17 protein-coding genes and 1 pseudogene are annotated in these 19642 nt (G+C 38.5%); 17 read left to right on the top strand and 1 reads right to left on the bottom strand.

Annotation, left to right across the window (positions count from 1 at the left end; translation table 11 throughout):
• Positions 1-161 precede the first annotated feature (161 nt).
• The 15 genes and pseudogenes from ACESNQ_RS07325 (at position 162) to gap (ending at position 15621) form a co-directional block, all read left to right on the top strand.
• A complete protein-coding gene (locus ACESNQ_RS07325) occupies positions 162-428 on the top strand; it encodes an ACT domain-containing protein (RefSeq protein WP_373075936.1) in 267 nt (88 codons plus the stop codon).
• Positions 429-437: 9 nt separating this feature from the next.
• The gene (locus tag ACESNQ_RS07320) at positions 438-1775 is read left to right on the top strand and encodes a PFL family protein (RefSeq protein ID WP_373075935.1); all 1338 of its coding nucleotides are present in this window, start codon (positions 438-440) and stop codon (positions 1773-1775) included.
• Positions 1776-2086: 311 nt separating this feature from the next.
• Positions 2087-2458: a ribonuclease P protein component gene (gene rnpA / locus ACESNQ_RS07315; protein ID WP_247913100.1), complete on the top strand. Its 372-nt coding sequence runs from the start codon at positions 2087-2089 to the stop codon at positions 2456-2458.
• Positions 2433-3248, top strand: coding sequence for a YidC/Oxa1 family membrane protein insertase (locus ACESNQ_RS07310; protein WP_004251132.1), 816 nt, complete (start codon positions 2433-2435; stop codon positions 3246-3248). Before rnpA ends, ACESNQ_RS07310 begins: the two co-directional genes overlap by 26 nt.
• Positions 3249-3262: 14 nt before the next feature.
• A complete protein-coding gene (gene jag, locus ACESNQ_RS07305; protein WP_373075934.1) occupies positions 3263-4219 on the top strand; it encodes an RNA-binding cell elongation regulator Jag/EloR in 957 nt (318 codons plus the stop codon).
• 50 nt (positions 4220-4269) lie between these two features.
• On the top strand, positions 4270-4893 hold the full coding sequence (locus ACESNQ_RS07300) for a ribonuclease P (protein ID WP_373075933.1): 624 nt from the start codon (positions 4270-4272) through the stop codon (positions 4891-4893).
• 118 nt (positions 4894-5011) lie between these two features.
• Positions 5012-6988, top strand: a complete 1977-nt coding sequence (tkt, locus tag ACESNQ_RS07295) for a transketolase (protein WP_373075932.1) — start codon at positions 5012-5014, stop codon at positions 6986-6988.
• 124 nt (positions 6989-7112) lie between these two features.
• Entirely contained in the window at positions 7113-7433 is a 321-nt protein-coding gene (gene yajC / locus ACESNQ_RS07290; RefSeq protein WP_247913099.1) for a preprotein translocase subunit YajC, read from the top strand.
• Between the two features lie 48 nt (positions 7434-7481).
• Positions 7482-7919 carry a low molecular weight protein-tyrosine-phosphatase gene (locus ACESNQ_RS07285; RefSeq protein WP_006153398.1) on the top strand — a complete coding sequence of 146 codons (438 nt, stop codon included), beginning with the start codon at positions 7482-7484 and terminating at the stop codon, positions 7917-7919.
• A complete protein-coding gene (locus ACESNQ_RS07280) occupies positions 7912-8325 on the top strand; it encodes an MORN repeat-containing protein (RefSeq protein ID WP_281137971.1) in 414 nt (137 codons plus the stop codon). Before ACESNQ_RS07285 ends, ACESNQ_RS07280 begins: the two co-directional genes overlap by 8 nt.
• A 299-nt stretch (positions 8326-8624) precedes the next feature.
• Positions 8625-11276, top strand: coding sequence for a bifunctional acetaldehyde-CoA/alcohol dehydrogenase (gene adhE, locus ACESNQ_RS07275; protein ID WP_373076002.1), 2652 nt, complete (start codon positions 8625-8627; stop codon positions 11274-11276).
• A gap of 131 nt (positions 11277-11407) precedes the next feature.
• Positions 11408-12319 (top strand): annotated as a pseudogene (locus ACESNQ_RS07270) (helix-turn-helix domain-containing protein).
• A gap of 163 nt (positions 12320-12482) precedes the next feature.
• A complete protein-coding gene (locus ACESNQ_RS07265; protein WP_373075931.1) occupies positions 12483-13166 on the top strand; it encodes an ABC transporter ATP-binding protein in 684 nt (227 codons plus the stop codon).
• Positions 13135-14436, top strand: coding sequence for an ABC transporter permease (locus ACESNQ_RS07260; RefSeq protein ID WP_373075930.1), 1302 nt, complete (start codon positions 13135-13137; stop codon positions 14434-14436). Before ACESNQ_RS07265 ends, ACESNQ_RS07260 begins: the two co-directional genes overlap by 32 nt.
• 177 nt (positions 14437-14613) lie before the next feature.
• Positions 14614-15621: a type I glyceraldehyde-3-phosphate dehydrogenase gene (gene gap / locus ACESNQ_RS07255; RefSeq protein WP_000260681.1), complete on the top strand. Its 1008-nt coding sequence runs from the start codon at positions 14614-14616 to the stop codon at positions 15619-15621.
• A gap of 72 nt (positions 15622-15693) precedes the next feature.
• On the opposite strand, the gene ACESNQ_RS07250 is transcribed toward gap, so the two are convergent.
• Positions 15694-16569, bottom strand: coding sequence for an RluA family pseudouridine synthase (locus ACESNQ_RS07250; protein WP_373075929.1), 876 nt, complete (start codon positions 16567-16569; stop codon positions 15694-15696).
• Positions 16570-16657: 88 nt separating this feature from the next.
• Between ACESNQ_RS07250 and pbp2a the strand changes: the two genes are divergently transcribed.
• Complete coding sequence (gene pbp2a, locus ACESNQ_RS07245; RefSeq protein ID WP_373075928.1) at positions 16658-18883, top strand: penicillin-binding protein PBP2A; 2226 nt, start codon at positions 16658-16660, stop codon at positions 18881-18883.
• 184 nt (positions 18884-19067) lie between these two features.
• Complete coding sequence (locus tag ACESNQ_RS07240) at positions 19068-19547, top strand: sigma-70 family RNA polymerase sigma factor (protein ID WP_373075927.1); 480 nt, start codon at positions 19068-19070, stop codon at positions 19545-19547.
• The last annotated feature ends 95 nt before the right edge of the window (positions 19548-19642 follow it).

Genomic DNA, 19642 nt, shown 5'->3' with positions numbered 1-19642 from the left:
AAGATGATAGGGTAGACGCTTGTTTACGAAATTGTTTTTCTTTTAAGAACAATTTCGTAAGCAGGCGTTTTTTAGTTTTTTTGAAGTAAATGTGCTATACTGAGAAAAAAGAAAAATTTAGATATGGTTATTTTTCTAGATTTTAAAGATGGAGGACCAATATGAAAGCTATTATAACTGTTATTGGAAAAGATAAGGGTGGTATTGTTGCAGGTGTTGCGACTAAGATTGCTGAATTAGGATTAAATATTGATGATATTTCACAAACTGTCTTGGATGAGTTCTTCACCATGATGGCTGTAGTATCCAGTGATGAAAAACATGATTTTACTCAACTAAGAAATGAGTTTGAAGCCTTTGGCCAGACCTTGAATGTCAAAATCAATATTCAGAGCGCGACTATTTTCGATGCTATGTATAATATCTAGGAGGTGCTTATGGATATTAGACAAGTTACCGAAACTATTGCAATGATTGAAGAGCAGAATTTTGATATTCGTACCATTACCATGGGAATTTCTCTACTTGATTGTATTGATCCAGATATTGATAAGGCTGCAGATAAAATATATGAAAAAGTTACGACTAAGGCGGCAAATTTAGTCGCTGTTGGTGATGAAATTGCTGCTGAGTTAGGTATACCTATTGTCAATAAACGTGTATCAGTAACACCGATTTCTCTAATTGGTGCTGCTACAGATGCAAGGGACTATGTACCATTAGCCAAAGCTTTAGATAGAGCAGCAAAAGAAATTGGTGTTGATTTTATTGGTGGCTTTTCTGCCTTAGTTCAAAAAGGCTACCAAAAAGGAGATGAAATACTCATTAATTCGATTCCACGTGCTTTAGCTGAAACTGATAAAGTTTGCTCTTCAGTAAATATTGGTTCAACAAAGTCAGGAATCAACATGACTGCTGTAGCTGATATGGGTCGAATTATCAAGGAGACAGCTGTGCTTTCAGATATGGGGGCTGCAAAACTTGTCGTTTTTGCTAATGCAGTTGAGGATAATCCTTTTATGGCCGGAGCCTTTCATGGTGTTGGTGAAGCTGATGTTATTATCAATGTAGGTGTTTCAGGGCCTGGTGTTGTCAAACGTGCTTTAGAAAAAGTTCGCGGCCAAAGCTTTGATGTAGTTGCTGAAACTGTTAAAAAGACAGCCTTCAAGATTACTCGGATTGGTCAATTAGTTGGCCAGATGGCTAGTGAAAGACTAGGTGTTGATTTTGGGATTGTTGATTTGAGTTTAGCACCTACTCCTGCAGTGGGGGATTCAGTAGCTCGGGTCCTGGAAGAAATGGGACTGGAAACAGTTGGGACTCATGGGACGACTGCCGCTTTAGCTCTTTTAAATGACCAAGTAAAAAAAGGCGGAGTAATGGCTTGCAACCAAGTCGGTGGTCTGTCAGGTGCTTTCATCCCAGTTTCAGAAGATGAGGGTATGATAGCAGCAGTGCAAAATGGTTCCCTAAATCTTGAGAAATTAGAAGCGATGACTGCTATCTGTTCAGTTGGATTGGATATGATTGCCATTCCAGAAGATACCCCGGCAGAAACGATTGCGGCTATGATTGCGGATGAGGCAGCAATTGGTGTTATTAATATGAAAACAACAGCTGTTCGTATCATTCCAAAGGGTAAAGAAGGCGATATGATTGAGTTTGGTGGCTTGCTAGGAACTGCCCCAGTTATGAAAGTCAATGGAACTTCTTCGGCTGATTTCATTGCTCGTGGAGGACAGATTCCAGCTCCAATTCATAGTTTTAAAAATTAATAAAAAAATAAAATGATTTAAGTTCAATTTAAGGATAAGTGTGTATACTCTAATCATTAAATAAAGACCTCCTAACTTTATTTAATAGAAATCCTAAACTTTTTCATAATAATCTCCTACAAAAGTCGCTCGTAAGAGTGGCTTTTGTTTTATATTCTTTAAAAAACTAGTAAAATTTCATTGATTCTGGTCAAATTTTTTAAGAATGGCTACTTTTTTCGAAGTCAAACCAGCCTAAAACCTTGCCATGATTGGTTTTTTTGAAAAATTATGGTATAATAGTAGTAGTTTTATTAGATGGAGTAGAATTTTTGAGAAAAAGCTTTCGTGTAAAAAAAGAGAAAGATTTCGACGCCATATTTAAAAAGGGAACAAGTGTAGCTAATCGAAAATTTGTTATTTATCGATTAGAAAACAATGAAACACATTTTCGAGTAGGTTTATCAGTCAGTAAAAAATTAGGAAATGCTGTGACAAGAAACCAAATCAAGAGAAGAATCCGGCATGTTCTCATTCAAAATAGTAATCAACTTGTTGATAATGTCGATTTTGTTGTGATTGCTCGAAAAGGCGTTGAACTATTAGAATATGCAGAAATTGAAAAAAACTTACTTCATGTTTTGAGATTAGCAAAGATTTACCAGGAAGGAAATAAGAGTGAAGAAGAAATTACAATTGACTAGTTTGTTAGGTTTGTCCTTGTTGGTAATGACTGCTTGTGCAACTAGTGAAGTGTCTGCAGATTCGGCAGACTTTTGGAGTAAACTTGTTTATTTTTTTGCTGAAACTATTCGATTTTTGTCATTTGATGTCAGCATTGGTTTAGGGATTATTCTGTTCACAGTATTGATTAGAACAATACTGTTACCAGTCTTTCAAACACAAATGGTGGCTTCCAGAAAAATGCAAGAGGCGCAACCTCTTATCAAAGAATTGCGCGAACGTTATCCAGGTCGCGACATGGAAAGTCGTACTAAGCTAGATCAGGAAACACGTAAATTATTTAAAGAATTAGGCATTAAGCAATCGGCATCCTTCTGGCCACTTTTGATTCAAATGCCAATTCTATTGGCTCTTTTCCAAGCTTTATCAAACGTAGATTTTTTGAAGACAGGCCACTTCTTATGGTTCAATCTAGGTGGAGCTGATACCACTTTCGTACTACCTATTTTGGCTGCCCTATTCACCTTCCTCAGTAGCTGGCTTTCAAATAAAGCTTTGCCTGAGAAAAATGGTGCAATGACAGGTATGATGTATGGGATGCCTGTTATAATCTTCTTTTTTGCAATATCTGCTCCAAGTGGTGTCGCTCTTTACTGGGCGGTTTCAAATGCTTATCAAGTATTGCAAACTTACCTTTTGAACAACCCCTTCAAAATCATTGCAGAGCGTGAAGCTGATGTGCAAGCTAAGAAGGATTTAGAAGTTAAGAAAAGAAAAGCTCTTAAGAAAGCACAGAAAAAGAAAAAGTAAGGAGAAATCTGATAATGGTATTATTTACAGGTTCAACAGTTGAAGAAGCAATCCAAAAGGGATTGAATGAATTAAATATTCCGAGAATGAAAGCTCATATCAAAGTTATTTCGAGAGAGAAAAAAGGATTTTTTGGACTTTTTGGTACAAAACCAGCTCAAGTTGATATCGAAGCAATCAGTGAAACAACTGTTGTAAAAGCAAATCAGCAGGCGATCAAAGGTGTTCCGAAAGAAATTAATGATCAAAATGATCCAGTTAAAACAGTCAGCGAAGCAACCGTTGATTTGGGACATGTAGTTGCAGCTATCAAGAAAATTGAAGAAGAAGGGCAAGAAATTTCTGAAGAAGTTAAGGCTGAAATTCTTAAGAATGATAAAGAAGCCAGCACGATTTTAGAAGAAACAGGCCATATTGCAGTTTTAAAAGAATTGCAACCTGAAGAAACTCAAGATGAAGTTGAGCCTGAAAAAGGCAGCGACTTAGAAAATCTTGGTTTGAAAGTCGAGCTAACATACGACACCGAAAAGGTTGTTGAAGAAGTAACCAATTATGTTCAAGCAATCATCGATGATATGGATGTTGAGGGAACTATTTCTAGCACCTCTAACCGTCGCTCTATCAACATGCAAATAGATACAAATGAGCCAGGTCGTATCATTGGTTACCATGGTAAGGTTTTGAAATCTCTTCAACTTTTGGCACAAAATTACCTCTACAATCGTTATTCAAAAACTTTCTACATTACTATCAACGTGAATGATTATGTAGAACATCGTGCAGAAGTGTTACAGAGTTATGCTCAAAAATTAGCTACACGTGTCTTGGAAGAAGGCCGTAGTCAGATGACAGATCCAATGTCAAGCAGTGAGCGTAAAATTATCCATCGTATCATCTCACGAATGGAAGGTGTAACCAGCTACTCTGAAGGTGACGAACCAAATCGTTATGTTGTCGTAGATACAGAATAAGTAAAATCAGGGTTATCCTGATTTTTTGCTAGCTGGAGGAGATTAAATTAATGTTGAATAAGATAAGAGACTATCTAGACTTTGCTGGTTTACAGTATCGTAATCCTGATAAAGCGGGAGAAGAACGAGAGAAAATGATGGCATTTCGCAACAAAGGTCAAGAGGCCAGAAAAGCTTTTACAGAGCTAGCCAAAGCCTTTCAAGCAAGCCATCCAGAATGGCAACTCCAACAGACTAGCCAGTGGATGAACCAAGCGCAGCGCTTGCGACCACATTTTTGGGTTTATCTACAGCGTGAGGGGAAAGTGACAGAGCCAATGATGGCTCTTCGTTTGTATGGAAATCAGAATAATTGGGGAATCTCTATAGAAGTCAGCTTTGTAGAGAGAAAGAAAGATGAGACTACCTTGTCAAAACAGGCTAAAATATTGGATATCCCAGTGGTTGATAGAATCTATTATTGGGTTCAGAAAAACGATGAAAGCTATAGAGTACAAGCTACTGAGGAGAATAGACAACTTTTAAGACAACAATTATTCAATCAGGAGATTCGTAAGGTTTTAGTAAAAGTTGATATTCCAGTAGCTGATGAAGATACTATAGATAAAGTTCTAGATAAACTTGATAGAGGTTTTGAAAAACTATCACCTTACTATCAAGTGACTAGAGATTAGTATAATCGGCTGAGTCATTTTATAGTAAATTGTTTTATTGCTATTCTAGGTATTTTTTCATATAATAGTAAAATAGAATGCGTGGTATACTTATCACCTCAAAGAGAAAGGAAATTCTATGTCAAATCTATCTGTTAATGCGATTCGTTTTCTAGGTATTGACGCTATCAATAAAGCGAACTCAGGTCACCCAGGGGTGGTAATGGGTGCAGCACCGATGGCTTACAGCCTTTTCACTAAAGAACTTCGTATCAATCCAGCTCAACCAAACTGGATCAACCGCGACCGTTTTATTCTTTCAGCGGGTCACGGATCAATGCTTCTCTATGCCCTTCTTCACCTTTCTGGATTTGAAGATGTGAGCATGGATGAAGTGAAGAGCTTCCGTCAATGGGGTTCTAAAACTCCAGGTCACCCAGAATTTGGTCATACAGCAGGGGTTGATGCAACAACAGGTCCTCTAGGACAAGGGATTGCAACTGCGACAGGTTTTGCACAAGCAGAACGTTTCCTTGCAGCCAAGTATAACCGCGAAGGTTATAACATCTTTGATCACTACACATATGTTATCTGTGGAGATGGTGACTTGATGGAAGGTGTCTCAAGTGAAGCTGCTTCTTACGCAGGTTTGCAGAAACTTGACAAATTGGTTGTTCTCTATGATTCAAATGATATCAACTTGGACGGTGAGACAAAAGATTCATTCACAGAGAGTGTTCGTGATCGTTACAATGCTTACGGTTGGCATACAGCCTTGGTTGAAGATGGGACAGACTTAGAAGCTATTCAAGCAGCTATTGAAGAAGCTAAGGTTTCAGGGAAACCATCTCTGATTGAAGTAAAAACTGTTATTGGTTATGGTTCGCCAAACAAACAAGGAACTAATGCCGTACATGGTGCTCCTCTTGGTGCAGACGAAACTGCTGCAACTCGTCAAGCCCTTGGTTGGGACTACGAACCATTTGAAATCCCAGCAGAAGTTTATGCTGATTTCAAAGAAAATGTTGCGGACCGAGGTGTATCAGCATATGAAGCATGGACAAAACTAGTTACAGATTATAAAGAAGCTTACCCAGAGCTTGCTGCAGAAGTGGAAGCCATCATCGAAGGACGTGATCCAGTTGAATTGACTCCAGAAGACTTCCCAGCTTTAGAAAATGGCTTCTCTCAAGCAACTCGTAACTCAAGTCAGGATGCTTTAAATGTAGTGGCTGCTAAATTGCCAACCTTCCTTGGCGGATCAGCTGACCTTGCTCATTCAAATATGACTTACATCAAAACTGACGGACTTCAGGACGATGCAAATCGCTTGAACCGTAATATCCAATTTGGTGTTCGTGAATTTGCAATGGGTACAGTTTTGAACGGAATGGCTCTTCACGGTGGACTTCGAGTTTACGGTGGAACTTTCTTCGTATTCTCAGACTACCTTAAAGCAGCAGTTCGTTTGTCAGCTCTACAAGGTCTTCCTGTAACCTATGTCTTTACTCACGATTCAATCGCAGTTGGTGAAGATGGACCAACTCATGAACCAATTGAGCACTTGGCAGGTCTTCGTGCGATTCCAAACCTTAATGTTTTCCGTCCAGCAGATGCGCGTGAAACTCAAGCAGCTTGGTACCTTGCAGTGAAGAGCGAGAAAACACCAACTGCCCTCGTCTTGACTCGTCAAAACTTGACTGTTGAAGAAGGAACAGACTTTAATAAGGTTGCGAAAGGTGCTTATGTTGTCTATGAAAATGCTACAGACTTTGACACGATCTTGATTGCAACAGGTTCAGAAGTGAATCTAGCTGTTTCAGCTGCTAAAGAATTGGCAAGTCAAGGTGGGAAAGTTCGCGTAGTTAGCATGCCATCTACGGATGTCTTTGATGCACAGGATGCAGCCTACAAAGAAGAAATCTTACCAAATGCAGTTCGTCGCCGTGTGGCGGTTGAAATGGGAGCGACTCAAAACTGGTACAAATACGTTGGTCTTGATGGAGCAGTTCTCGGTATTGATACCTTTGGAGCATCTGCACCAGCTCCAAAAGTGTTGGCAGAGTATGGATTTACAGTTGATAACTTAGTGGAAATCGTAAACAACTTGAAATAAGAAAAATCAGAGCTTTGCTCTGGTTTTTTATTGACCTAAAACTAAGGTACAACCTTGTAAAAGTAGCTGAAATTTGATATAGTAGTCCTATGTAAAATACAAAGGAGAAAATACTATGGAAAATATTAGTCCAAATTTAACATTTGTGATCATGCTTGTAGGTATGTTCGCCTTGATGTTCTTTATGCAACGTTCTCAAAAGAAACAAGCGCAAAAGCGTATGGAAAGCTTGAACAAGCTTCAAAAAGGCTATGAAGTCATTACTATCGGTGGTTTATACGGTACAGTTGATGAAGTTGATACCGAAAACAGAACGATCGTACTTGATGTAGACGGAGTTTACTTGACTTTTGAACTTGGAGCTATCAAATCTGTCTTGCCACTTAAAGAGGCTGTTACATCAGAAGGTACAGTTGTCGATGGTGAAAGCGCGATTGAAGAATAAAACGGGGTGGATCTCATACCCCTTTTTCTATGAATATGGGGAACAATAATGAAGAAAGTTGTTTTTGTATGTCTTGGTAATATTTGCCGTAGTCCTATGGCAGAATTTGTTATGAAATCTTTAACCGATGATTATGAGATTGAAAGTAGAGCAACTTCTTCTTGGGAACATGGCAATCCAATTCACAAAGGAACTCAGAAAATTTTTAAAGCTCACGAGATTCCTTACGATTCATCAAAAACATCACAGCAAATTTCTAAGGATGATTTTGAATATTTTGATTATGTCATTGGGATGGACGAGTCCAATCTTCTAGATTTGACTCGAATGTGTCCTCAAGACCAACAACACAAGCTAGAGGCATTTGCTTCTGAGGGTGTTCCTGATCCATGGTATACAGGTGATTTTGATGAAACTTACGATCGAGTTTTAACTGGTTGCCAAGCTTGGCTAACACGTTTAGAAAATGAGGCAAAAAATGGATAATTTAAAGAAATTCTATGATAAGTACAGTGTCTATATAACGCGTCCTCGTTTGGAAATTGTAACAGTAGTAGTCATAGCTCTTTGTGCTATATTTGTATTTGTAGGGAATATGCCTAAGCAAGGAGTTTTAAAACTGGATGGCGATTCACTTGTATATGATGGAAGTATTGTTCGTGGAAAGATGAATGGCAAAGGCACAATGACCTTCTCAAATGGCGACACTTATACTGGTGAATTTAAAAATGGAGCATTTAACGGTAAAGGAACCTACCAAGCTAAAGAGGGCTGGGTTTATGAAGGGGACTTTGTTAATGGCCAAGCTGAAGGAAAAGGAAAACTGACTACAGAGCAAGAAGTTGTCTATGAAGGTGACTTTAAACAAGGGCTCTTCCAACAAGCACAATAACCTCCTCTTAGAGGGGGTAATATACCGCACTTATAGAAAGCGCTTACATGGAAATTGAGACGCCTTTCAATACCTTTTTACAATGAAGTTTGTGAAAAATAAAAGTTTTATGGGATTATTCACAAAGTATAAGCTAAAAAGCGTATGGGTAGGGATGTGCAAAATTATTTTCACAAGCGAATAAAAAAAGTTTGTGAAATTTCTATGAAACTGTTTACAAATCTTGAAAAAAGAGTTATAATAAGATTGTGAAAAAATTAACAAAGGACTTACAATCCTTGAAAGCTATGGAGGAAAATATGGCTGATAAAAAAACTGTAACACCAGAGGAAAAGAAACTCGCTGCTGAAAAGCATGTCGATGGTTTGGTGCAAAAAGCTTTGGTTGCTCTTGAAGAAATGCGTAAACTTGACCAAGATCAAGTCGATTATATCGTAGCAAAAGCTTCAGTTGCAGCACTTGATGCCCACGGAGAATTGGCTTTACATGCCTTTGAAGAAACAGGACGTGGAGTATTTGAAGATAAAGCGACTAAGAACTTGTTTGCCTGTGAGCACGTAGTAAACAACATGCGCCACACTAAAACAGTTGGTGTTATTGAAGAAGACGATGTGACAGGATTGACTCTTATTGCTGAACCAGTTGGTGTTGTTTGTGGTATCACTCCAACAACTAACCCGACTTCAACAGCAATCTTTAAAGCTTTGATTTCATTGAAGACTCGTAATCCTATTGTCTTTGCATTCCACCCATCAGCTCAAGAATCATCAGCTCACGCTGCTCAAATCGTGCGTGATGCAGCGATTAAAGCAGGAGCTCCTGAAAACTGTGTACAGTGGATTACTGAACCATCTATGGAAGCAACTAGCGCATTGATGAACCATGAAGGTATTGCAACAATCCTTGCAACAGGTGGGAATGCCATGGTTAAAGCTGCATACTCATGTGGTAAACCAGCTCTTGGGGTAGGTGCCGGAAACGTTCCAGCTTATGTTGAAAAATCAGCCAACATTCGCCAAGCTGCTCACGATATCGTAATGTCTAAATCATTTGATAATGGTATGGTCTGTGCATCTGAACAAGCGGTTATTATTGATAAAGAAATTTATGATGAATTTGTAGCAGAGTTCAAATCTTACCACACTTACTTTGTAAACAAAAAAGAAAAAGCTCTTCTTGAAGAATTCTGCTTCGGCGTGAAAGCAAACAGCAAAAACTGTGCTGGTGCAAAATTGAACGCTGACATCGTTGGTAAACCAGCAACTTGGATCGCAGAACAAGCAGGATTTACTGTTCCAGAAGGAACAAACATTCTTGCTGCAGAATGTAAAGAAGTTGGTGAAAACGAGCCGTTGACTCGTGAAAAATTATCACCAGTTATCGCAGTTTTGAAATCTGAAAGCCGCGAAGATGGTATTGCAAAAGCTCGTCAAATGGTTGAATTTAACGGTCTTGGGCACTCAGCTGCTATCCATACAGCTGATGAAGAATTGACTAAAGAATTTGGTAAAGCTGTTAAAGCTATTCGTGTTATCTGTAACTCACCTTCTACTTTCGGTGGTATCGGGGATGTTTATAATGCCTTCTTGCCATCATTGACACTCGGATGTGGTTCTTACGGACGTAACTCAGTTGGGGATAACGTTAGCGCCATTAACCTCTTGAATATCAAAAAAGTCGGAAGACGGAGAAATAACATGCAATGGATGAAACTTCCTTCAAAAACATACTTTGAACGTGATTCAATTCAATACCTTCAAAAATGTCGTGACGTTGAGCGTGTCATGATCGTTACTGACCACGCTATGGTAGAGCTTGGCTTCCTTGATCGTATCATCGAACAACTTGACCTTCGTCGCAATAAGGTTGTTTACCAAATCTTTGCAGATGTAGAACCAGATCCAGATATCACTACAGTTGAACGTGGTACTGAGATTATGCGTTCCTTCAAACCAGATACAATCATTGCTCTTGGTGGTGGATCACCAATGGACGCTGCTAAAGTAATGTGGCTCTTCTACGAGCAACCAGAAGTGGACTTCCGTGACCTTGTACAAAAATTCATGGATATCCGTAAACGTGCCTTCAAATTCCCATTGCTTGGTAAGAAGACTAAATTCATCGCTATCCCAACTACATCTGGTACAGGATCTGAAGTAACTCCATTTGCCGTTATCTCTGATAAAGCAAACAATCGTAAATACCCAATCGCTGACTACTCATTGACACCGACTGTGGCAATCGTAGACCCTGCTTTGGTGTTGACAGTTCCTGGATTTGTTGCTGCTGATACTGGTATGGACGTATTGACTCACGCGACTGAAGCTTACGTATCACAAATGGCTAGCGACTACACTGATGGTCTTGCTCTTCAAGCTATCAAACTTGTATTCGAAAACTTGGAAAGCTCAGTTAAGAATGCAGACTTCCACTCACGTGAGAAAATGCATAACGCTTCAACAATTGCTGGTATGGCCTTTGCGAATGCCTTCCTAGGTATTTCTCACTCAATGGCTCACAAGATTGGTGCACAATTCCACACAGTTCACGGACGTACAAATGCAATCTTGCTTCCATACGTTATCCGTTACAACGGTACACGCCCTGCTAAAACAGCTACATGGCCTAAGTACAACTACTACCGTGCAGATGAGAAATATCAAGATATCGCTCGTATGCTTGGACTTCCAGCTTCTACACCAGAAGAAGGGGTTGCATCTTATGCTAAAGCTGTTTACGAACTCGGTGAGCGCGTAGGTATCGAAATGAACTTCAAAGCACAAGGTATTGACGAGAAAGAATGGAAAGAACATTCACGTGAATTGGCTTTCCTTGCTTATGAAGATCAATGTTCACCTGCAAACCCACGTCTTCCAATGGTTGATCATATGCAAGAAATCATCGAAGATGCTTACTATGGTTACAAAGAAAGACCAGGACGTCTTAAATAATTGATTATCAGTCAGAGGCAGGAGTAATCCTGTCTCTTTTTTGTATTTCTTTTTTGGAAATGGTATAATAATCGCATCTATTTGTTTGAAAATCAAAGCTTTGATAATCGTGCGAGGGAGAAATGTAAGAGATGAATGATCTAGGGGAAAAGGTAAGACTTCTTAGAGAGGAGAAAGGTCTTAGTCGTCCAGTTTTTTGTGGGGATGAGTCAGAGTTGTCCGTTCGTCAGTTGGTCCGCATCGAAAAAGGAGAATTTCGTCCTACGATAAAAACACTTGAATATATTGCGGATAGGCTAGGTATTCCATCGTATGTCTTGATGCCAGACTATAAGGAATTACCCAAGCGTTACCAAGAATTAAAATACTTTCTTCTTCATCATCCTGACTATGGAGACAAAGAGTTACTGGAACAGAAGGAAGAATAATTTGATGAGATTTTTGAATGTTTTTATGATGATTTGCCAAGTGATGAGAAAGTACTAGTGGATTGTCTTCAAGCTATAGATGAAGTGAGAGCGACTAGTAATTCCTTATACGGAAGCAGTGTGATTGAGGGCGGTCTTCAAGACTTACTATCCAGAGATGTATATAAAGTTGAGGACCTTTTGAAATTGAGACTGTATTTCAACTGTCAGTTAATGGATGGTTTAAATGTGGGTGAGATAAAAGAATCTGAGCATGAAACCATTCTTTGTTTTCATGACAAACTAAGTTCTCAGGTTGATAAGATAGAGTTCGATTGTTTGGACTTGCTTAGAGATTCCTTGTTAGCTTCTTTAGCTTGTATAGAAATTATGGGACTGTTTCATTATTTTAAGAGGGCAGTTGAAACGTTATATAAAATAGGACAGAAAACACGAGATTTTCAAAAACAACCGATTGTCTTGATGGTGGAGTGGAAATATTATATTCAGACGGATTATGATACAGCCAAACAAAAGTATGAAGAAGCAAAAATGATGGCGAGAATGTTTGGCAATGAGAAGTTAATCGTTAGTTTAGATAATGAATGGGCCGAGGACCTAGAAAGATATCGTTAAATGGCTTATAGGAGTGACATTTCTGTCATTGGGGAAATGTCGCTTTTTTGTTACAATGAATTCGTAAAAAAGAGAGAGGAATTCTTTGATTCCTTTTGAATCTGATTGATAAATATAGTTTGTATCGATACACGATATCACAAGTGATTTAAAGGAGATGTCCATGTCTATTTTATCCATTAAAAATATTTCAAAATTTTACGCTTTGGACGGTAAAAATAGAGAACAAGCTTTAAGGAATATTAACTTGCAGATTGCAGAAGGGAAAATCACTGCGATTTATGGTCCGTCAGGCTGTGGAAAAACTAGTCTACTGAATATCATCAGTGGCCTAGATAGAGAGTATGAGGGAATTTTAGCTTTTAAAGGAGAACCTCTCAGGGATTTATCGGAGATTGAATTAACTCAATTCCGTAAAGATAATATTGGATTTGTCTTTCAAAACTTCAATCTCATTCCTCACCAGTCTGTTCTGGATAATGTCAAGTTGCCTCTCTATGTCAAAGATTTATCGGATAAAGAAATGACAAGGATTGCTCAGGAGCAACTTCTTAGTCTAGGCATGGAACCTTTTATGGCTAAAAATGTCAAGCAACTTTCTGGAGGTCAAAAGCAACGTGTAGCGATTGCGCGTGCTCTGGTCAATCAACCGGATATGATTGTAGCTGATGAACCAACAGGATCGCTGGATTCTCAATCTCAAGAAATGGTATTAGAAGTATTTAAAAGTTTGGCCAAATCTGGGAAAACAGTACTGATTGTGACTCATAACCCAGAAGTAGCTGAATATGCAGATGTAATTATCAAAATGAAGGATGGTGAAGTCGTTGAAGAAGTCAAAAAATAAAGGATTATCCTTTAAAAATAAATTCAAACTTTCTTTGAGTAACTTTATGGAAAGAAAGTGGCGAAACTTGTTGATTGCAGTAGCAACCTCGATTGGTTTTGTCGGAGTATTGATTTCTTTTGGACTAGGGAATGCCTTGATTTCAATGATTGATGAAAATACAAACGGGGGCAAGCTCCCTTCTCAAGTCCAGATTGCACTGAATTCAAGCGTTGCTGGAAGAGGTTTTCTAAACCAAGAAGATAAGAACTATATCACGGATACGATTGGGAAAGAAAATATTAAATATCTAGAGAGTCCTTTTGGCATGACTATGTCAAAAATCAGTATAGACGGACAAGAAGTGGACTTAAATCAAACTATGCCTTCTTATGCTCAAGTTGTGAGTTTATATGAGGATACAAGTATCTCCGTTAGCAGTAATGAGAAAGAAAAAGTGCTAGCAGGGTCTATATACACTGATGCAAAAGAGCAGGGATTGACGATTCCGATGAGTCTACTGAAAAATTGGAATGAACAAACAGGGAACAATCTTACAGCTAGTGATGTTATAGGCAAAAAAGTATTAGCAAGCATTGTAGAAAATGGCGCTGAAGGTAGCAAGACTTCTCAATTTCAAACTCATATTGTACGTGTGATCAATGATGAAGATGACATGGAGGACAGTAACAGTTTTATGCCAGCCCATCAAATGGAAACGATTTTGAAAGAAGCTGGATTTACAAAGACTGTATCTTATTTTATTTTGGAACTCAAAGATCCATCTCAGACAAAAGCAGTAATAGAAGAATTACAAAAAAATAAGAAATATGCCGTTCTTTCTCAACAGGCCGTTCTTGATATTGTGATTACCTTTATTCGCGTCATCCAGGGACTATTGATTGTTCTTTCATCCCAAGCGATTGTGGTGGCAGCAGTTATGATAGGCATCATCATTTATATCAATATCATGCAACGTTCTAAGGAAATCGGTGTCATGAAGGCCGTTGGCTATCAAAATAGGGATGTGAAAGGAATTTTTATCTACGAAGCTCTTTGGATTGTAGGAATTGCCTTGCTTATAGCTTTCATCATTGCTCAAGGGATAGGCAGTCTAGCGAATGTTACTGTTCATCATTTTTATCCGTCTATCTCTAAAGTTTTTGAATTGAATCTTCTCTCAATTTTTGGAACTCTAATTTTTGCTTTACTACTTGGGTATATTTCAGCCTACTTCCCAGCTCGTAAAATTAGCAAAATGGATCCAGTGGAATCCTTACGCTACGAGTAGGGAAATAAAATACAGTTGCTTCCTATCAAAAAGAAATTGACATAGAAAATCAAGGTCAGCACTTGCAATTAAGCTCAAATAGTTATATAATAGGTTCGTTGAAAGGTGATTTGTAGTGATTCAAGTTACTCTTTTCACAATAAAAATTTCATGATTTTCATAAGGAGGAAATCACTAATGGTAGTTAAAGTTGGTATTAACGGTTTCGGACGTATCGGTCGTCTTGCTTTCCGCCGTATCCAAAACGTAGAAGGTGTTGAAGTTACTCGCATCAACGACCTTACAGATCCAGTTATGCTTGCACACTTGTTGAAATACGACACAACTCAAGGTCGTTTCGACGGTACTGTAGAAGTTAAAGAAGGTGGATTCGAAGTTAACGGTAAATTCGTTAAAGTTTCTGCTGAACGTGATCCAGAACAAATCGACTGGGCTACTGACGGTGTAGAAATCGTTCTTGAAGCAACTGGTTTCTTTGCTAAGAAAGATGCAGCTGAAAAACACCTTAAAGGTGGAGCTAAGAAAGTTGTTATCACTGCTCCTGGTGGAAACGACGTTAAAACAGTTGTATTTAACACTAACCACGATGTTCTTGATGGAACTGAAACAGTTATTTCAGGTGCTTCATGTACTACAAACTGCTTGGCTCCAATGGCTAAAGCTCTTCAAGATAACTTCGGTGTTGTAGAAGGATTGATGACTACTATCCATGCTTACACTGGTGACCAAATGATCCTTGACGGACCACACCGTGGTGGTGACCTTCGTCGTGCTCGCGCTGGTGCTGCAAACATCGTTCCTAACTCAACTGGTGCTGCTAAAGCTATCGGTCTTGTAATCCCAGAATTGAACGGTAAACTTGACGGATCTGCACAACGCGTTCCAACTCCAACTGGATCAGTTACTGAATTGGTAGCTGTTCTTGAAAAGAACGTTACTGTTGATGAAGTGAACGCAGCTATGAAAGCAGCAGCTAACGAATCATACGGTTACACAGAAGATCCAATCGTATCTTCAGATATTGTAGGTATGGCTTACGGTTCATTGTTCGACGCAACTCAAACTAAAGTTCTTGACGTTGACGGTAAACAATTGGTTAAAGTTGTATCATGGTACGACAACGAAATGTCATACACTGCACAACTTGTACGTACTCTTGAATACTTCGCAAAAATTGCTAAATAATTTCTGAGTCGAAAAAGCAAGACCTATTGGTCTTGCTTTTTTAGTATTAGTGAAGAAAAATGGATGATTTTATCATCCATTTTGTTTTAATTCTCTTTCAAATGTATCTGAGAGTGTGGTAAAGCATAATTGTTTTAAAGTCAGAGGGTGGATAAAGGATAGTTTAAATGCGTGAAGCATCAGTCTCTTGTTTTTTGAGTGTGGGTTGTAGAGAGGGTCTCCGAGGATTGGATGTCCGTGGTGAGATAGGTGGACTCGGATCTGATGAGTTCGCCCTGTTTTTAATCTACAACGAACGAGACTAGTTTTGTTTTGAAAATTCTTTAATCGACTTACATGGGTTTCAGCGTATTGACCATTTTTTTGATCGACGACCCGTTTTCTACGATCATGTCGATTACGCCCAATTTTATCTCGAAAGATCAGTTCTTTGGCTTCTGTTTTTCCTTCCACTAAGGCCCAGTATTCTCGCGAAATCTCTTTTTTCTCTAATAATCGATTTAAGATAGGCAATATAAATGGATTCTTAGCAAACAGTACGAGACCACTTGTTTCCATATCCAAGCGATGAACAACATAGCAGGTTCGGCCGACATAGGCGCTGACATGATTGAGAAGAGCTATCTCATCTGGCTGATTTCCATGTGTCTTCATACCCTCAGGTTTATTGACGATAATTAAATGTTGGTCTTGATAGACTTCTTCGACAAGTTTGGGATTTCCCCAGAGAATTTTTTTTGTAGGATAATCCTCCTCATCGAAGATCAACTGACATTCATCCCCAGCCTTGACCGTTTGATGCCAATGAACCTCTTCTTGATTAATGAGGATGTGTTTCTTGATTCTCAAAAAATGCCTTATTTTTCGAGGTATTAACAGCTGTTCTTCTAGAAAATGTTTGACAGTCATTTCGGGTAGAGAGTTGGGGATCGTAAAGGTAAATTTCATACAGATATTGTAACAAAAATTAGTCTATTTGGACAGGGGAACTAGCTAAATTCTTGTCTTCCTATAGGGAAGATGATAAAATAAACGCATGAAATTAGATACATTATTTGAAAAATTTCTTTCCTTATTTAAGAAAGAAGAAAATGAAATTGAAGAAACAGAGACTAATGAAGTTGAGCATGAAAATAACGGGTCTAGTAATTTACGACGTTCAAGAACAGGACGAAAGAAAGCTGGGTCAGTTGGTCCTATCCGAAAATTCTGGCGCCGTTATCATCTGACAAAGATCTTTCTGATTATAGGATTAAGTGCCAGCCTTTTTGTTGGGGTCTATCTATTTGCGCTAGCAAAATCGACAAATGTTACAGACTTACAAAATTCTTTAAAAACACGTACTCTGATTTTTGACCGAGAAGAGAAAGAAGCAGGGGCTCTGTCAGGTCAAAAAGGGACCTATGTCGAACTTTCGGATATTAGTGAAGATTTGCAAAATGCTGTTATTGCGACAGAAGATAGAAGCTTCTACAAAAATAGTGGGATTAACTATGGGCGCTTTTTCCTGGCTATCCTAACAGCTGGTCGCTCGGGCGGTGGTTCTACAATTACCCAACAGTTGGCGAAAAATGCTTATCTTTCACAAGACCAAACTGTGCAGAGAAAGGCTAAAGAATTCTTCCTTGCTTTAGAATTAACCAAAAAATACAGTAAAAAAGAAATTCTAACCATGTACTTGAACAATGCCTACTTCGGTAATGGAGTTTGGGGTGTTGAAGATGCTAGTAAAAAGTACTTTGGTGTTTCGGCATCGGAATTAACTCTTGATGAAGCCGCCACTTTAGCAGGTATGCTTAAAGGCCCAGAATTGTACAATCCTCTGAATTCTATTGAGCATTCAACTAATCGAAGAGATACTGTCTTGCAAAATATGGTGGTTGCCGGCTATCTTGATAAAAATAAGGAAGCAGAAGCATCAAGTGTTAATATGGCTTCTCAGTTGAAAGATAGTTATGAAGGGAAAATATCAGACTACCGTTATCCTTCCTATTTTGATGCAGTTGTCAATGAAGCTATTGAAAAGTATAATCTAACAGAGGAAGAAATCGTTAATAACGGTTATCGAATTTATACGGAGCTAGATCAAAATTACCAAGCAAATATGCAGGTTATCTACCAAAATACTTCTCTCTTTCCGACAGCTGAAGATGGAACACATGCAGAGTCTGGTAGTGTCGCATTAGAACCAAAAACAGGTGGAGTTCGAGGAGTTGTTGGTCGAGTGGCCGGGGATGATAAAACAGGTTTCAGAAATTTTAACTATGCAACCCAATCCAAAAGAAGTCCAGGGTCTACTATTAAACCCTTGATAGTGTACACACCAGCGGTTGAGGCAGGCTGGTCTCTTAATAAGGAGTTGGATAATCATACCATGCAATATGGTGATTATAAAGTAGACAACTACGCAGGAATCAAGACATCACGAGAAGTACCCATGTATCAAGCTTTGGCTAAATCTCTAAATTTACCTGCAGTAGCTGCTGTTAAAGAGCTTGGAATCGATAAAGCCTTTGAAGCGGGTGAAAAGTTTGGTCTCAACATGAGCGATGTAGATCGTGTGCTTGGAGTGGCTTTAGGTGGTGGCGTGGAAACTAACCCACTACAAATGGCCCAGGCTTATGCAGCATTTGCAAATGAAGGTTTGATGCCTGAAGCGCATTTTATTACACGAATTGAGAATGCGAGTGGACAAGTCATTGCTACTCATAAAAATTCTCAAAAACGTGTAATCGATAAGTCAGTAGCCGATAAAATGACTAGCATGATGCTAGGGACTTTCACAAATGGTACAGGAATAAGTTCATCGCCTGATGGTTATGTCATGGCTGGAAAAACTGGAACGACAGAAACTGCTTTTAACCCAGAATATACGAGTGATCAATGGGTTGTTGGTTATACGCCTGATTTAGTCATTAGTCACTGGCTTGGTTTCCCGACTACTGATGAAAATCATTACCTAGCAGGTTCGACATCAAATGGCGCCGCTCATATTTTTAGAAGTATGGCAGAAACAATTCTTCCTTATACACCAGGAAGCACATTTACAGTTGAAAACGCCTATAAAATAAATGGAATTGCTCCTAAAAATGTTCCGAATCAGCCTGCTGACAATGGTGGAGGGCAGCCGAATGACTCTATAAGTGACATTCAAAGTCGAGCACAGAACCTTATTGATGAAGCAGAAAAAGCTATTTCAGATGCAAAAATTAAAGAAAAGGCAAAAACCGTCTGGGATACAATTGTAGATTTGTTCCAATAAATTTTTTAAAAGACAAGAGCATAACTCTTGTCTCTTTTTATATCCTAAAAAGTCTAAAAAGATATCCCAACGAAATATCAAACATTCAAAAAAATAAAATCAGGCAAGATAAATAACAAAATAGAAGAAATGTCATAATTCGTCTCTACCTCTGCTATACTAATGGCAGAAAAGGAGAACAACTATGTTAGACATGAATTACCACGAAGTAAAAGCTATTGTACATAAGTGTAGAAAAGAATACTACCTTCATTTATGGGAAAAAGAAGATTGGGATCAAGAGGGAATGATCTGCCTACATGAATTATTAGAAAATCACCCTGATTTTAAGGAAAATAAAAATAAGGAATTTTATACCTACTTCAAAACAAAGTTTCGAAATCGAATTTTGGATGCAGTTAGGAAACAAGAAAGTTACAAAAGAAGATTGGATCGACAAGCTTATGAAGAAGTAAGCGAGATTAGTCATCGATTAGGCGAAGGGGGGCTATTGATAGATGAGTCTTACGCATTACAAGAAGTGCTTAAAAAGTATCGAGCAGGATTAGGAAAAGAAAAATTGGAGTTATTTGAACGATTGTTAGCTGATGAGCGATTCAAAGGAAGAAAAGCAATGTTGAAAGAACTAAAGCATGTACTAAGAGATTTTTCTCCAAAAAGATAAAAAAATAATCTCAAGTTCTTGACAAGGCAGAAAAAGTGGGTATAATAGAAAGAGTTGAAAAAGCTCAGGGTCCGTTGGTCAAGGGGTTAAGACAC

The organism is Streptococcus infantis, assembly GCF_964243025.1.
GTDB lineage: Bacteria > Bacillota > Bacilli > Lactobacillales > Streptococcaceae > Streptococcus > Streptococcus infantis_N.
Note: the sequence above shows the minus strand (reverse complement) of the source record. Positions and strands in the feature narration are given on the sequence as shown.

What these genes read in the sequence shown, in the direction of transcription:
- ACESNQ_RS07325 (WP_373075936.1), top strand. Translation starts at nt 162, where the DNA reads ATGAAAGCTATTATAACTGTTATTGGAAAAGATAAGGGTGGTATTGTT.
- ACESNQ_RS07320 (WP_373075935.1), top strand. Translation starts at nt 438, where the DNA reads ATGGATATTAGACAAGTTACCGAAACTATTGCAATGATTGAAGAGCAG.
- jag (WP_373075934.1), top strand. Translation starts at nt 3,263, where the DNA reads ATGGTATTATTTACAGGTTCAACAGTTGAAGAAGCAATCCAAAAGGGA.
- ACESNQ_RS07300 (WP_373075933.1), top strand. Translation starts at nt 4,270, where the DNA reads ATGTTGAATAAGATAAGAGACTATCTAGACTTTGCTGGTTTACAGTAT.
- tkt (WP_373075932.1), top strand. Translation starts at nt 5,012, where the DNA reads ATGTCAAATCTATCTGTTAATGCGATTCGTTTTCTAGGTATTGACGCT.
- ACESNQ_RS07285 (WP_006153398.1), top strand. Translation starts at nt 7,482, where the DNA reads ATGAAGAAAGTTGTTTTTGTATGTCTTGGTAATATTTGCCGTAGTCCT.
- ACESNQ_RS07280 (WP_281137971.1), top strand. Translation starts at nt 7,912, where the DNA reads ATGGATAATTTAAAGAAATTCTATGATAAGTACAGTGTCTATATAACG.
- adhE (WP_373076002.1), top strand. Translation starts at nt 8,625, where the DNA reads ATGGCTGATAAAAAAACTGTAACACCAGAGGAAAAGAAACTCGCTGCT.
- ACESNQ_RS07265 (WP_373075931.1), top strand. Translation starts at nt 12,483, where the DNA reads ATGTCTATTTTATCCATTAAAAATATTTCAAAATTTTACGCTTTGGAC.
- ACESNQ_RS07260 (WP_373075930.1), top strand. Translation starts at nt 13,135, where the DNA reads ATGGTGAAGTCGTTGAAGAAGTCAAAAAATAAAGGATTATCCTTTAAA.
- gap (WP_000260681.1), top strand. Translation starts at nt 14,614, where the DNA reads ATGGTAGTTAAAGTTGGTATTAACGGTTTCGGACGTATCGGTCGTCTT.
- ACESNQ_RS07250 (WP_373075929.1), bottom strand. Translation starts at nt 16,569, where the DNA reads ATGAAATTTACCTTTACGATCCCCAACTCTCTACCCGAAATGACTGTC.
- pbp2a (WP_373075928.1), top strand. Translation starts at nt 16,658, where the DNA reads ATGAAATTAGATACATTATTTGAAAAATTTCTTTCCTTATTTAAGAAA.
- ACESNQ_RS07240 (WP_373075927.1), top strand. Translation starts at nt 19,068, where the DNA reads ATGTTAGACATGAATTACCACGAAGTAAAAGCTATTGTACATAAGTGT.